This window comes from Photobacterium indicum (assembly GCF_003026215.1).
Taxonomy (GTDB): Bacteria; Pseudomonadota; Gammaproteobacteria; order Enterobacterales; family Vibrionaceae; genus Photobacterium; species Photobacterium indicum.
On sequence record NZ_PYOC01000002.1, the window covers coordinates 109264 to 124958 of the forward strand.

Below are 15695 nucleotides of genomic sequence, written 5' to 3' on the forward strand. Positions count from 1 at the left end.
TCAATAAAAATGTTAATCATTCTATTAGGACGTAGGAAAATGAAAAAAGACGCAATTTTTAAAAATATTTTTCCAGAAAATTAAAATATAGATGGGGGCAAGACGAAGAAGCTCTTCTAAAAGAAGAAAGCGACCCAGAAAGTGAGTCGATTTATAGAAAAAAATATCAATGAAATATTAAAGATTAGGCTTAACCCACACAGTTACTTTTAGCGAATTCAGCACACTCTGCTTTGGGATAGAAATCAATGATACCTTCGCGTCCCGTTTCCACATTACAGCAATTCATTAGAATTTCTTTAAGCTTAACTCGACCACGTTGAACCCGACTTTTCGTTCCGGATAATGACAACCCTAATTGTTCAGCGACTGCCTGTTGAGGTAATCCATCTAATTCTGAAAGAATCATTGCTTGGCGATATTTCTCTGGCAAACAATCAAACATCGGGCGTAAGCACTGCCCCATTGTTTGTAAATTGACAACTTCAGCAGGCACCTCTTCTTCTATTTGGTTATCCATCAGCTCTTCATGGCTTTGGTGCGATCGGTAGAAATCCATAATCGTATTATAAGTAATGCGATACAGCCAATTTTTAAGTTTATCTTTAGCTTCTAGCTGGTGAATTTTCTGGCTTGCTTTAATGTATACCTCTTGCAAGATATCGTCAGCTAAGTCTAGATCACCTGTTTGTTTCACTATGTAACTTCTTAATTGGTCTTTGTGTGTTAACCACTCCGCTAGCATAGCCTTCCCTCAATTTACGACACTTACTATATTTCGATAATAATGGAATTATGAGTAAATTTAAAGTGTCAAAGACCAAGTAAGTCGATTGTTAGTCTTTATGCAGGTATGGCGGTTACCACCCATCGCAAAGGGCCATTTACGCTAACAGTAATAAAGGGATAGCACGTAATTAAGGTTAACTGCGACCACGGCGTTTGTGCAGCTACCTTTGTTTCTTGTTGGTTCACCACCCGCACACTTGTGACAATGTAACGTACAATCTTTCCATACTCATCTTGTACTTCAATACCATCACCTATTTTAGCTGTTTCTAACGACTTAAAATGCGTATCGTTATGCCCGTAAATCACCACATTGCCTTGCTCATCTGGCTTTGCAGTGAATAACTGTAAAGTAGGCCCAAACGCTAAGTTACGCCCACTAACACCCGCCAGTACTGTTTGTTGCTCACCGTTAGGTAAAATCAATTGCGCAATGGGCGATGTATCTGCCCACGACCATGGTTTAGTTGGTATACCTGTTGCTGTTTGTTGTTGCCAAGCTTGAGCAATCAATACTTGTGCAAGCCACGCCTTAGCTTGGATATAGCCCCCTCGACCCATCATTAACAAGCCAACACTCAATACAACAACCATCAAAGCTGTGCGAACATTAGAAAGTGTTAACATCGTTTTACCCTTTTCGTTTTGCACTACGATCTCGTGCGGCATATCGTGATGCGATTCTTAGAGGTACACCCGATTAATAAAGCAAACAGTGACAATAATGCGCCGACAAAAATCATAACTTCACTGTTAGTACCCGTTTGAGCCAATTGGTATGGTGCGGGCTGTAAAGACGCCTGTTTCGACTTCCACCCTTTTGGTAAATGCGGTTTCACGTTGGCATCATTAACCACTTCACCTTCTGCACGGGCTGGGGTTTTATCAACGGCAATCAAACTGGTATACCGCGTTACAATGTGGTGCTTCATTCCTAGTTGCTCGATTTGCTTTTTCTTCTCTTCCGCAGATATTTCAGGGTTCATTTGTATGCTGCTAATTTGATTACGCGCCCATATAATGTCTAACCCAATACGCGGTTGCGGTTGTTTTTCGCCTATCGCCAAACCTTGATATATATCTACTTCGTTACGCCATTCATGATCAACTTGTTGGCCTGTAATTACCAAATTAGCGGCATTTTCAGGGATCTTAAATGACACTTGCAGAGGTTCCTGTTGATATAAGTCCGGCACAGGGTTTGGCCAATAATCAACAGATCTACCATCAGACCATGCCAGTTTAATATCACGCATTACGGGTTGGCTGATTTTAGAAAACAGTAACCGCATTTTGGTATCAACCTCTTTCACATCACCAATGTAGGTATATGTACCTTTGCCTTTCATTGCTGCTCGGGTCATAAAATAACTGTTTGGTGCAGAGCCAATACCGACTGTAAATAAACGACGATCAACCAATTGTTGCTCAATCAAATCAAACAATGCCGTTTCGTTACCAACGCTGCCATCGGTAATGAATACAATTTGATTGAGCCAACGTGTGCTGTTCGGTTGATCATATGTTTTGATTGAAAACGCAGCCTTTAACGCAGCTGCCATTTCTGTGCCACCATCGGCATCTAACCCATCAACAAAACGTAATGCGCGAGCGATTGTTGACGATGTAGCTGGCAGTAATTGCTCAGAATAGAGCATGGCTTCATGATTAAACGTCACGATATTAAATGAATCTTCAGGCTGTAGTTGCTGCAAACCGTATTTCAATGCTTGTTTCGCTTGCTCGATAGATTCACCGTACATTGAACCTGAAATATCGAGCACGAAAGTGACAGACTGGTGGAACAAGGCACTGCTCGTCGTACTAGTCGTACTAGTCGTACTATTAACTTGATGATTCACTTGGGGCGGCATGGTCAATAACAATCCATAACCTTGCCCTTCAACATGCTGAGTAAATAAGGCTGTAGAAGGTAAATCCGTTGCTTTCGGTCGCCATGACAAAACCACATCGCGATCGGCAATATCAGGCTGTATCAAAGACAAGATGTAATGATATTCAGATAACGTCTGCTGAGTAAAAGCATGAGATGGTGTATTAATAACTGCGATGGGTAACCCAGCATTCAGATCAATATTGAGTGAAAAAGGTAAGGTTGGATCGTCTTGTGAATCACGTAGAGAAGGAGTAATTTCGTTCACATCTGGCACTTTATTTAATGGCACAACGGGAATATAACGAGGTGCAACCACTGTGGGGAAACGCAGGCTGAATTCGCCATCGCGGTACAACACTACTTCTTGGTATTCAATTTCAACAGTGACAGATTCATCAGGCGCAATGTTGGCCACCTGAGTCGAAAAAATGTTTGGTCGATGTTGTTCAACTAAGCTGGCTTTCACGCCTGCCTGTTGCGCCGCTTCATATTGCTTTTTCGCAATAGCTTTAGGCTGAATATCCCCTTCTATAAAGCGTTCACCAATCCACAACCGCAAATGGTCGACAACCGCTTTATCAGGTAAAGGAAATATGTAGCGACCATGAATCCAATCTGTGCTCGTATTCTTGAATGTCTGACGTACTGTGACCCGATTGACCAAGCCATTCACCGTCATTGTTACATCAGTCGACAATAATGGCGCTGTTTGAGTGCCATGTTCATCACGATATACCAAGCCTAAATCGTCCGCTTGCACAGCCAATGAACACAGTGCCAGTATGCCTGTTAGCCCACCTATTAATAGTTTATGTAGCCCTTGTTTAAGTAATCCTCTTTTTAATCGCCTAGACCGATCTCTTAATGCACACCAGTAAGCGGCAACCACCCACGTTTTTATATTAATACAGACCATGATATCGCCTTCGCTTCACCCATTAATCACAAAGAATTGTTTCTTGCTAATAAGGGCATTAAAGCAAATAAGCATGGCGAGAACAGGCAAGAAAAATGATTAATCATGGATGAAAAGTGGCGGAAAAAAGGCAGCCGACATAGAACAAAACTGTTATCTAGAAAACTGGCTGCTATACCATTCTGGATAAGTAAATGATCAGATAAGGCATAGCCTAGGCTATGCCTTAAATAAAAATTAAATTCCAGACTTAGCGAGGTACGATGCCATCTCTTCACTTGGAACCATACCACCACCCGTAGCCCAAACTAAGTGGGTCGCGTTTTTGAGTTTTTGCTCATCCATTTGGATTCGCTGAAGATATTCTTCATTGTCAGAAACTACAACAGGACCAAGCATTCCGGCTAAAGCTGAAGGCTCTAGCTGAATATCTTCATACTTACTCAGCTCTCCGAGGTGGTGGTACATTCTTTCATCACTAATGGTATAAAAACCATCAAGTAATCTTTCCATTGCTCTTCCCACAAATCCAGAAGCACGACCAACAGCTAGGCCGTCAGCAGCTGTTATATTATCGATACCAATATCCTGAACTGAGATTTCATCATGCAGGCCAGTATGAATACCCAATAACATGCAAGGTGAGTGGGTAGGTTCCGCAAAGATACAATGAACATTATCGCCAAATGCCATTTTCAAACCAAACGCCACACCACCAGGCCCTCCCCCCACGCCACATGGCAAATAAACAAACAGTGGATGCAGCTCATCTACTAGAATATTCATGGCTTCAAACTGGCTCTTTAGTCGCTCTCCAGCAACAGAATAACCTAGAAAAAGTGTTGGTGAATTTTCATCATCAATAAAGAAGCACGTTGGATCTTTTTCTGCTTCTTTTCGTCCCTGTGCAACCGCTACACCGTAATCTTCTTTATATTCAACAACAATTACACCATGCGATCGAAGTTTGTCTTTTTTCCATTGGCGGGCATCTGCCGACATATGAACCGATACAGAAAAGCCAAGTTTTGCACTCATAATACCTATAGACATGCCTAGATTACCGGTAGAGCCTACAGCGATACTAAACTGCTTAAAGAAAGCTCTAAATTCATCCGTAAACAATTTGCTGTAATCATCAGACTCAGATAGCAAACCAGCTTGGATTGCTAATTTTTCAGCATGAGTTAACACTTCATAGATACCACCACGCGCTTTTATTGAACCAGAAATCGGCAGATGACTATCTTTTTTCAATAGTAAGGTTCCTTGAATTTCTATGTTGTACTGCTGTTCAAGAACTGTTTTCATGGCTGGAATAGCAACAACATCAGATTCTATAATGCCATTTGTTTTGGCTGTTTCAGGAAATGCCTTTGCCAAATAAGGAGCAAATCTTTTTAGTCGGTCACTTGCATCTTTTATATCTGTATTATCAAGCCCTACATAAGGCAAGCCTTCAGCCAGAGTTGTAATATTTGGATTAAACCAACTTACATCGTCTAAGGCGATTAGTTTTTCAACCAGAGGAAAATCAGTAACTAATTGTTGAATATTCAATGTGCTCATTTTAATTCCTTAAACCTAGATGATGTACGACAGTAGGAAGGTGCCACCCAAAGCTACAAAAGAAGCAATAAAAGTAGCTGTCGTATAGTATTTGAACGTTTCTGACATTGACGCGCCGCAGTACTGTTTGACTAACCAAAACAATGAGTCAGTAACGATAGTACAGCCAATAGCACCAGAGCCAATTGCAAGAGTAATAATTTCAGGGCTGATATCTGGGTATAGCGGAAGCAGAGGTGCAACGATTGCAGTTGCTCCCATCATGGCAACTGTTGCCGAACCTACAGCGGCATGCAATATAATTGCGACTAACCAAGCCAGTAGAATTGGGGGCATATCTAAATTAGAAAGTATCTGTGCTAACACATCAGCTAAACCACTACCTTTAAGCACTCCGTTGAACGCACCACCAGCACCGATGATTAATAGAATATTGGCAATAGATGCAAATGCACCTTCCGTTTTTTCTAGTAATATAGACATTCCCATGTTTTGCTTAATACCTAAAATGTAGTAAGCAACAAATGCAGCAATAAACATTGCAGTTATAGGGTTACCAAGAAACTCAAGAATAGAGTAAACCGTAGTACCATGCTCCATATTAAGTTCAGCTGCTGTTTTAGTCAGCATAAGAATAATAGGAAGAAGAACAGTAAATAGAGTAGCTCCAAGTGATGGTAGTTCGTTTTCATTTTTTACTTCTAGAGAAGTAAATTCTTCTGGTACTTTCTTAAATGGCAAGTTAGCACCAACTACTTTTAAGAATAGTGGTCCACCAACAAGAGAAGCAGTTAAACCAATTAAAAGACCATAAAAAATCACAGTACCAATATCAGCACCAAGTGCATTTGTTACATAAAGAGCTGCCGGATGAGGAGGTACAATACAATGTACAGCCATTAAAGCGGTACATAGTGGTATTGCTAAATTTAACAAAGATGTATTTGTTTTTTTAGCGATAGAAAAGGCAAGAGGAATAAGAAGGACAACACCCACTTCCACAAAAAGTGTAATACCGCAAACAAGCCCAATTAAAACCATGATTACTTCAGGTGATAACCAGCGACATTTTTGAAGTGTTAATCCGATACGCTCTGCTGCACCGGAAACCTCCATCATTTTCCCCAGAATGGTACCAAGCCCAATTATTGCAGCTAAGAAACCTAGAGTTCCGCCAATACCATTTTCAATAGCGTTAACCATTTCGACTGGGCCCATTCCCATCGACGTACCAACATAAAAGCTGGCTAAAAGTAGTGCTAAGAATGGGTGTAGCTTAAATTTAACTATCGCAAAAACGATCATTACAATACTTGATACGAGGGTTGCTATAACCCAGAGTTGCGACTCCATATTTTACACCTTGTTTTTATTGTTTAATTTCGTCGTATTAGACAAAGGATACAAAGTGCTGACAAGCGATCAAAAATCACCAATACATGAGCTAAATTTAAACAACCGCGTGATCTAAGTCGACATTCAGAATAATTTCGCTATTTGCGTCACATTTATTCATGTGAAACCAGTATGGTTAATGAGATATGTAATAAGCAAACCTCATTTAAAAGGCGACTTAATGTATACCAAGGATAATATTCTTGCTAAAAATCAGCGGTTAAATAGCTTTCAGCTCTCAAAACTTCATACATTTGAAGTCGCCGCAAGACACAGTTCTTTTTCTTTAGCTGCAGAAGAACTCTCTATGACACCCAGCGCGATATCACATCGAATAAATGGATTAGAAGATGAGCTTGGGATTCAGTTATTTAAACGTTCCCATAGAAAAATAAGCCTAACCACTGAGGGGAAGCGAATCTATCTTTCCTTAAAGCAATCCCTAAACACATTAAATCAAGAAATTTTTGAAGTACGAAATGGCGAGGTTTCGGGAACACTTACTATCTATTCACGACCATCTTTTGCACAGTGCTGGTTAGTGCCTCGCATATATAAGTTCAAAGAACTACATCCCGCTATTGAACTTAAGATTCTGACGGGTAACGAAAATATCAACTTCTGTGGTTACGGTATCGATATCGCTATCTATTTTGATGATAAAACACCTAAAAAACTTTGGTATCAAGAGATAATGTCAGAGACTATTGTCCCGGTATGCACTCCAAATTATGCGAAAAAGCACGATTTGGTGGGTAAAGTTCAAAATTTACACAAATGCACATTACTGCATGATAACCAAGCATGGGATTACGAGTCTAACCTAGATGAATGGGAATCTTGGGCAAAGACATATGACATTGAGTCAATAAAACAGATACCAAGTATAAGTTTTGATAGATCCGACTTGGCGGTCATTGCCGCGATAAATAATGCAGGTGTTGCAATGGGCAGACACAGCTTAGTTCAGAAGAAAATAAAGTCCGGAGAATTGATTCAACCATTTTCGGAAAAAACAGTCTCTTGCCAACAAAGGTACTACGTAACCACGCTTCAAAATCAACACTCAAAACAAATTGAGCTATTTCTCGATTGGCTTAAGCGCGAAGCAGAATAATTCACACATTCTAGACCTCCTAGAGATTCGCCAAACTTAATGAAATAAGTAACTATTCCCAGCAAATATCAGCCGCCACAATTATCTCTTGTGGCGATTAACTCCCCTCTTTAACCTCCATTTCACTATCACAGATTCATGATAGTGAGCATTTTTCATTATCTAAACAATGCCGTTATGCTTTTTCCACTTAACAATCAAACGCTCTGTTTAACGACAACAACCCATATGATGTCTCTAATATTGGCATTATGCAGAAAAAACGTACCAGAATAGAAATACACTATAGTATTCATTCAGTTCGCTTGTGGTTATCGTTCGATTGTTAAGTCTCACACTCTTATAAAAGGAATGCTCGATGAAAAGCATCAAACCAACTCTCTTGGGACTTATGATAATGACAGTACAATCTGGTCTAGCACCGTCAGCAATAGCAGCACAGCAAACTGCTGAGACGATTCTAACCAATGCTGTTTTTTATACTGGTCAGCCCGTCAAAGCTGTAGCGATTGCTGACGGAAAAATAATTGCGATGGGCAAACAATCTGACATCAATGCTTACCGCTCACCAAACACTGAGGTTATCGATCTTGAAGGCGCTTTTGTATTACCTGGCTTCGTCGATAACCATAATCACGTTTTTGAAGCGGCATCAGAAGCCGGTGGTAATTGCGAACTGAGTATGGATGCATCACTTGAAGAGCAAATCCCGTACTTACTGCAATGTCGTAAAACCAGTCAAAAAAATGTGTCGTCAAAAAATGATTGGCTAATGGGGTACGGCTTTTCACTCGATATGACGTTGAGCGATGACAACACTCGTACACCGCTTGAAGTACTGGATGAGATTTTCCCCGATCAACCCGTTGTGTTGATGGAACAAACATCGCACTCCATGTGGGTCAACTCCCAGGCTTTAAAATTGGCAGGCATCACGAGAAACAGCCCAGAACCGCAAGGTGGCAAGATACTCACCGACCATGAAACGGGCGAACTTAATGGCATTTTGTTTGATAATGCGGGTGACGTCGTAATGGAAATGGCGTGGAACAGCTTAGCCGATAAATTTAACCAAAGTTACGACGGGCTCATGAACGGATTAGAAGAAGCCGCGGTATACGGTATCACTACCATTGGTGACGGACGCTTGTATTGGAAGCGCGGCTGGTATGACGTATGGAAAGCGGCAGAAAAAGATGATGCGTTAACAGCGCGTGTGTCGTTACGTCCGTGGATTTACCCGTCAGATAGCATGGAAGCCCAACTTCCCTATTTACAACGTATTCAATCTCGGGATCCTGAATCACGCTTGATCGTCGATCAGGTCAAAATGTACAGCGATGGTATCTTGATCAACGGCACAGCTAAAACACTGGCACCGTATCTATCTACTTACATCGAAGATGAACCATACGGCATTAACTACATAGCCCCAACTGCAATGAAATCGTGGTTAAAAGCACTCGATAAAATTGGTTACGGGGCGCATATTCATGCCATCGGAGACGGTGCGATTAATGAATCCCTGAATGCCATTGAGGCTGTCAGACAAACGCATTCTAACCGTGATTATACGCTGACCCATGTCGAGATGGTGCAAGATGCAGACTTACCGCGTTTCAAAGCCCTTAACGTGACGGCTGATTTTCAGGTCGGTTCCGATTACATCGTGGAACATGACCATGAATGGGCTGTTCCTTTTATTGGCGAGAAGCGTGCCAACAACATGATGCAAGTGAACCGTTTATACCAAACAGGCGCGAATGTTAGTCTAAGCAGCGACTGGAACGTGCACGATATCAACCCATTAGTGGGTATCAGTAATAGCCTTTTAATGGGAAAAACAGGCTTACCGGATATCAAAACAGCCATCGATGCTTACACGATTAATGCAGCGGTCAGTTTAGGTTTAGACGATATTACAGGCAGTATTGAAGTCGGAAAATCGGCAGACTTTGTGGTGTTAGATAAAGACATTCGCACCATGAAACCTAAAAATATTCCGAATGCTCTCGTTATGCTCACTATGCTACAAGGTGAAGTCGTGTTCGATAGTGATGACAAGTAACATAATCAAGAATAATGTAATCAAGAGTAACAAATAGCTTACTACTCGACGAGTAAGGCATGTTCTGTTTTTATCAGTGATAATAACAGCTTGCCTTGCTCGGTTTGTGACAACCCATGTTGCCATACTGCTTCAACACGACGGCTCATCGCTGCTTGTTCAAAATCGGTCGATAATACCTGTAAGCGTTTATCTGCCTGATTAGCCGCTAGATATGGCGCGATCTGATCATACGGCAACATTGCATAACCCACGCCGTTTTGAAGTACCGCCACTAAAGAAGCCAACTCGGTAAAGGTTGCATACGTTGGGCTATAACCCACTTCTTCATCGTCAGTCATGGCTTCACGAGTCCAGATCAGTTCTCGATAGGCTGACAAATGATCGGCAGTTACTACAGATTCAGACGCTAACGGGTGCGATATCCCTGCCACTAGCACATCTCGGTAACTGCCCAATCGGCAATAATCAAAATCACTATAATGCAGTGTGGTATGTTCGGTGAGTAAGCTAATGTCTAGCGAGCCATCATCTAGCCCCACTAATAACGCTTTACGGCTATTGGTCGACACTTCAAGATTAACGTTCAGTTGCTGCAACGCCTTCACCCATACTGCTTGCAAACACGATTGGGGAATATAATTATCAATACCAATCCGTAACAAGGTGGGTTCTTCAAGTGATAACGCAGATGCACATGCTGTCAGTTTGTCTGCTTGGCTCACGGTATGTACCATCATTGGTAGCAGCTCTTCCCCCGCTGCACTTAGGCGAATACTGTTGCCTGTTCGCTCGAGTAAAGTAACCCCAAAGTCGATCTCTAGCTCTGAAATCCACTGGCTAACCTGCGACTGGCGCTTGCCCATAGTGCGGGCAGCCGCTGAAATAGAACCCAACTGGTGAGCAAGTACAAACGCTTTTAAATGTTGAATATTCATGACACTTTATTCCTACTCACAAACAGAACCATTCACACTCAGTAACGTCGACCTTTGGCGCGCGCGATAACAATCAAACGATTCACCAACACCTTTTGCTTGGCATCATCTTCATTCTTGATCGCCGATTTCAAATCCCGTAAAACACGAGCCAATTCGGTTTCAAGGTATTTAATGGTTTTCGTTTTAACCATTGAGCGAATAAGTTTTTCGCCATTAGGTGGAATAGGCTGTTCTATTGCCCATTTATAACTGTACCCATCTTTAACTGAAGGAGCGGTTATTACAGGCTCTGGCGGTGCTTCTGCCATATCATCTAAACGGCCCAAATGTTTACAGTAACCCTGAGCGATCAGTGATTTATGGTACGGGATCGGTTGTGCCTCATACAACATAGGACCCAAAGCTTGCGCCACTTTCATATTCGCTTCTAACACGAATTGGCTGGCATTTTTATCTGGCCTTACGTATGTGCCTTTTTTAACAGGTTCAACGGTATAGTAAATTTTAGCCTGCTCTTTAGCCCGCGTTATACCGACATAAGCTAAACGGCGTTCTTCCTCTGTATCGGCTGAGATACCTGCCGACGAGCGATTCACATACGGAAAAGCATCTTTATCCCAATACGGTAGATATACATGGTTATATTCGCAGCCTTTAGCACGGAAAATAGTGGTCAGCTGAACAGGCTGTACGGCTTCATCTGCCCCACCGATTACACCTTGTTTCTGTTGTTGCTGACTTGAACTTGGATTTGAACTTGGATTTTGATACGAATTACCGCGGGAGTTTGACGCTGACTTCTGTGAGTAATACTCGAAGTATTGCAGTGCTTTACCACAATCTTGATCCATTGAATCTAAAACGGTTTCGATACTGTCTAAGCGCTCAATAGCTTCTTCAATTTCTGATGCGGTCGATTCTGTTTTCCAAATCCATGCATCTAATTGGCTTTCAGCACGGTACTGACGGTATACACTAACCGCTTTCACGCTACCTTTTTGTTGTAATCGAGCCAACAAGTTCACTCGCTCAATAAGCGTATCTAACTTGCCGTCACCTTTCGCTTTTTCCAACTTCTTAGCGTGTAATTCCCATTGCGGCGCAGGCATGTTTGCCAATTCATCACAAATCGGACGTAACTGCGCATTAGGCACATAGCAATGTGGAAAACACAGTAAATTAAACAATGATGTCGCACGAAAATGAGGTTCGTTTTCATTGAAGCGCCCCGTTGCCAAGCTCATAACGTCTAGCAACAGTTTGACCTCTCGGCTATGAGCTAACACTGAAGGCACTGGCATATGATAAGGAATTTGCTTAGTCAAAAAGGCTAATTCAAACAATAGCGTTTGTGACCAGCGACGCACTAAAATCGCCACTTCAGAAGGCTTTCCACCTTGCGCTAAATACTGCTGGATTGATTGTACAATTTCGCCCACTTGGCGTTCACTGCCAATCACTTCCACCAAGGTATCGTCAACATTATCGTGAGATACGGTTAAAAAATCATGGAAACGTTGTTTATTGTTTGAAATCAAATGACTAGCAGACAGCGCTAAACTGTGACCAAATCGGAAAGTACGCGATAAGGTGTAGGTTGTCGCAGGCGCAAAATCTTCATCAAAATTAAGCATAAACTGTGGTGCACTGCCACGCCATTTGTAGATGCACTGATCCACATCGCCTACCGCCACTAGCTGGGCATTCGGTGCGAGTAAATGTTTTAACAACCAATATTGCGCTGTGTTGATATCTTGGAACTCATCAACCACAATAAATTTAAAACGTTGATGATAGAAATCGCGGATATTGGTATTCGTTTTCAACACATGTACAGATTCAACCAACCAATCATCAAAGAACAACAATTTCTGCTCTTTTCGTATGGTTTCAAACTGCCAATATGCATCAATAATAAACAGGTATTCGCGGTTAATGTCCGACATCTCGAACACTTCTTTAGGCGGTAACATGTAGGCTTTAACCAAACCAATGAAGCTCATTAAAAGCTCAATGGTTTTAGGGTCTTTAATCAACTGCTGACGTTGATAACTTTTTTCACCCGCCGCAACAGTGCGTAAGATGGATTTAGCGATAGTTTTGTCGCGATCGCCTTCATTAAAACTTAGCTGAAAACCAGTTTCATTCAAATAGCCTGTTTGCTTAAGCAATTGCATACAAAAACTGTGAAAAGTATGAACAGGAACAGCACTATTAATACCTTTCGCCTGCAACTTGGCTTGGAAATCGATTCGAATGTCACGGTTGAACATCATCACCAACATTTCGTTGGCAGGTACGGTATCGAGTTTATTCGCAATCAAACCGACCAATGTCGTGGTTTTACCGGTGCCCGCCCCCGCAACACACAAGGCATTGCCTGATTGGTGATTAATGAAGGCTGTTTGTTCTGGGGTAAAACTCGTCATGCTTTGATTCAGCTCTTAAATGTAATAAACAAAATGGACTCGATAAACGTACTGTATTTGAACATGATATAGCGCCTAAAGCAGCAAACGCCGCGTCTTTTATCTTCACACCACTCACCAGTGCATAATAATTAACCTTATTATACCCAAGCCACCTCAAGATGCAGGATTCAGAGTGATATCAGCGTATTTAATTCAAGGAAAATGTGTGTAGGAATGGCATTCCCTTTCAAGCACGTTTGACACAGAAGTAGATACGCTGAATCACTCCCGAAGGGCAAGTTTTGTTGGGCTCTATGCGGTGTTACTTATTTCCAACGTAGAACGACTAGGCCTATAAATAAATGCCTTGCCTAGAGCCCAACAAATTCTCGCTGAAACGAGCATCTTGAGGTGACTTGGGTATACACATATAAGACAAACGGCTATAGACAATAAGCAATATATATCCCTTTCAAGGTTCTTTTTGATATCAAATTACGTTCAAAAATCGCTCAAGATAATTCTAACTTTCATTTCTGGAATCGTATAACTCACCCACAAAAGGCAAACGTTTGCTTTTTTTACTGGCGACCGCTGTAAATTCTGGTATTATTCTCATCAGAATTCGGCTAAAGGGCTTATATCTCAGTCATTAGCCGCGAAGTGCTTTTATCATTATATTGATTATTGAAATAGGAATTTCACCATGAGCCTTGCTGATCAAGTTCTTGCTGTAAATGATGACCTACCAATCCGTACCGACAAACCTGTACACAGTGGCAAAGTACGTTCTGTTTACTGGTTAACTGAAGCGGATAGTCGTCGCCTGATCGAAGAAAAAGGGTATAACGTTGCACCGGATGCACCGCTTGCCATCATGGTAATCAGTGACCGTATTTCAGCTTTTGATTGCATTTGGCATGGTGAAGGCGGAATGAAGGGCGTACCAGGTAAAGGTGCTGCATTAAACGCAATCTCTAACCATTGGTTTAAGCTTTTCCGCGACAATGATTTAGCAGAAAGCCATATTCTAGATATTCCGCACCCATTCATCTGGATTGTACAAAAAGCCAAACCAGTAATGATTGAAGCAATTTGCCGTCAATACATTACTGGTTCAATGTGGCGTTCTTACAGCAAAGGCGAACGTGATTTCTGTGGTATTGAAGTACCAGAAGGTCTAAATAAAGATCAGAAATTACCAGAACTATTAATTACACCGTCAACGAAAGGTATTCTGGAAGGTATTCCAGGAGTTCCAGCAGTTGATGACGTAAACATTACGCGTAAAAATATTGAAGAAAACTTCGAAGCATTCAATTTCCGTAATACGGATGATATTAATCATTACGAGAAACTACTAAAAGAAGGCTTCGATGTTATTAGCTCTGAGCTAGAAAAACTTGATCAAATCTTCGTCGATACCAAGTTCGAATTTGGCTACGTGACAGATGCGAGCGGTAAAGAAAAGCTTATTTACATGGATGAAGTCGGTACGCCAGATTCGTCTCGTATTTGGGATGCCGCAGCTTACCGTGATGGTAAAATTGTAGAAAATTCGAAAGAAGATTTCCGCCAATTACTGCTTAACCACTTCCCTGATCCAGATATTCTTTTGAATAAAGATCGTATGGAAGAGCGTTCCGCTTTAGCACGCGATAATGCATTACCTGAAGAAGTATTGATGCAAGTATCTAAAATTTACACTGACATTGCAGAAAAAATCACAGGTAAAAAAATCATCCTGAGCAAGAACCCTAAAGCAGAAATTACAGCGATTCTACGTGACCAATATGGCTTAGTTGATTAAGCGACGCAGCTAAACTTAGTTACAATTACAAAAAAGGGTAGCATTGCGCTACCCTTTTTTGTTCAGCATTCATTCAGGTATACATGCTATTAATAATGAAGAGTTATAAAAAGTTCAGGCATCACCAGAACAGCTATTCATTACTTTTCTAAATAGCTCTTAATATCTTTACTTCCGTAAATTGTTAACGTATTTCTAAGATAGAAATGACCACCTTGTTAATCACTGTGTTTCATATTTTATTTCAGCTGCAAAATAACCTTTTCTTTATTGTGGGTAGTAACAACTCGATACATTACCGCTACAAATAAAACAAAGTGTATACATTCAGCTACGAAAAAATACTCTTCATATCTTTTCATATTTACTCTTACTTCTTCTTATTTGTATACATAACAACACATTAGATCGCATCTCATTAATAATCCTGTGCAGCATCAAAAAACTTATTAAATATAAGGTTTAACCCCTAAGTATTAATTGAACTATAGGGAGTGACTACTTTATGATCTGCGTATAAATAGTTTGTTACATATTGAAATGCATTCTATTTAAATAAAAACATAAAAAATAGCAGGTGGTGTTTATGAGTAGTGTAACTAATAACGGTGATGGGGAAACCCGCTCTAGCGAGTGGAAAGCCTTCCTTTTTATCACTGTCTTTTTATTTCCAATTCTTAGTGTGATGTTTGTAGGTGGGTACGGTTTTATTATTTGGATGCTGCAAGTGTTCCTTTTAGGTCCTCCTGGCCATGGCGGCTAAGCAACTTACCAATAAATAT

The 15695-nt window shown here is 41.1% G+C and carries 11 protein-coding genes; 4 read left to right on the forward strand and 7 right to left on the reverse strand.

All coding sequences use genetic code 11. The features are described from left to right. Window positions 1-190: 190 nt before the first annotated feature. From sigZ to dsdX, 5 genes are all read right to left on the reverse strand, one after another. On the reverse strand, window positions 191-745 hold the full coding sequence (sigZ, locus tag C9J47_RS06450; RefSeq protein WP_107252790.1) for an RNA polymerase sigma factor SigZ: 555 nt from the start codon (window positions 743-745) through the stop codon (window positions 191-193). Window positions 746-843: 98 nt separating this feature from the next. Further along, window positions 844-1416, reverse strand: coding sequence for a class GN sortase (locus C9J47_RS06455; RefSeq protein ID WP_170107466.1), 573 nt, complete (start codon window positions 1414-1416; stop codon window positions 844-846). 23 nt (window positions 1417-1439) lie between these two features. Next, window positions 1440-3602 (reverse strand): marine proteobacterial sortase target protein, encoded by a 2163-nt coding sequence (locus C9J47_RS06460; protein WP_107252792.1) that lies wholly within the window; start codon window positions 3600-3602, stop codon window positions 1440-1442. 237 nt (window positions 3603-3839) lie between these two features. Then, entirely contained in the window at window positions 3840-5171 is a 1332-nt protein-coding gene (locus tag C9J47_RS06465; protein ID WP_107252793.1) for a D-serine ammonia-lyase, read from the reverse strand. A 15-nt stretch (window positions 5172-5186) separates the two neighbouring features. Next, the gene (dsdX, locus tag C9J47_RS06470; protein WP_006231598.1) at window positions 5187-6524 is read right to left on the reverse strand and encodes a D-serine transporter DsdX; all 1338 of its coding nucleotides are present in this window, start codon (window positions 6522-6524) and stop codon (window positions 5187-5189) included. A 223-nt stretch (window positions 6525-6747) separates the two neighbouring features. Between dsdX and dsdC the strand changes: the two genes are divergently transcribed. Then, window positions 6748-7683 carry a DNA-binding transcriptional regulator DsdC gene (gene dsdC, locus C9J47_RS06475; RefSeq protein ID WP_006231597.1) on the forward strand — a complete coding sequence of 312 codons (936 nt, stop codon included), beginning with the start codon at window positions 6748-6750 and terminating at the stop codon, window positions 7681-7683. Between the two features lie 397 nt (window positions 7684-8080). Then, window positions 8081-9751 (forward strand): amidohydrolase, encoded by a 1671-nt coding sequence (locus tag C9J47_RS06480; RefSeq protein ID WP_245903341.1) that lies wholly within the window; start codon window positions 8081-8083, stop codon window positions 9749-9751. A 41-nt stretch (window positions 9752-9792) separates the two neighbouring features. Here the strand turns inward: C9J47_RS06480 and C9J47_RS06485 are convergent, their stop codons facing one another. Together C9J47_RS06485 and C9J47_RS06490 are read right to left on the reverse strand one after the other, a co-directional pair. Next, complete coding sequence (locus C9J47_RS06485; protein ID WP_107252795.1) at window positions 9793-10689, reverse strand: LysR family transcriptional regulator; 897 nt, start codon at window positions 10687-10689, stop codon at window positions 9793-9795. A 38-nt stretch (window positions 10690-10727) separates the two neighbouring features. Beyond that, complete coding sequence (locus tag C9J47_RS06490; RefSeq protein WP_107252796.1) at window positions 10728-13121, reverse strand: ATP-dependent helicase; 2394 nt, start codon at window positions 13119-13121, stop codon at window positions 10728-10730. A gap of 688 nt (window positions 13122-13809) precedes the next feature. On the opposite strand from C9J47_RS06490, the gene purC reads away from it, so the two are divergent. Together purC and torE are read left to right on the forward strand one after the other, a co-directional pair. After that, window positions 13810-14913, forward strand: coding sequence for a phosphoribosylaminoimidazolesuccinocarboxamide synthase (gene purC, locus C9J47_RS06495; protein WP_107252797.1), 1104 nt, complete (start codon window positions 13810-13812; stop codon window positions 14911-14913). Between the two features lie 586 nt (window positions 14914-15499). Next, entirely contained in the window at window positions 15500-15676 is a 177-nt protein-coding gene (torE, locus tag C9J47_RS06500; protein WP_041394097.1) for a trimethylamine N-oxide reductase system protein TorE, read from the forward strand. The last annotated feature ends 19 nt before the right edge of the window (window positions 15677-15695 follow it).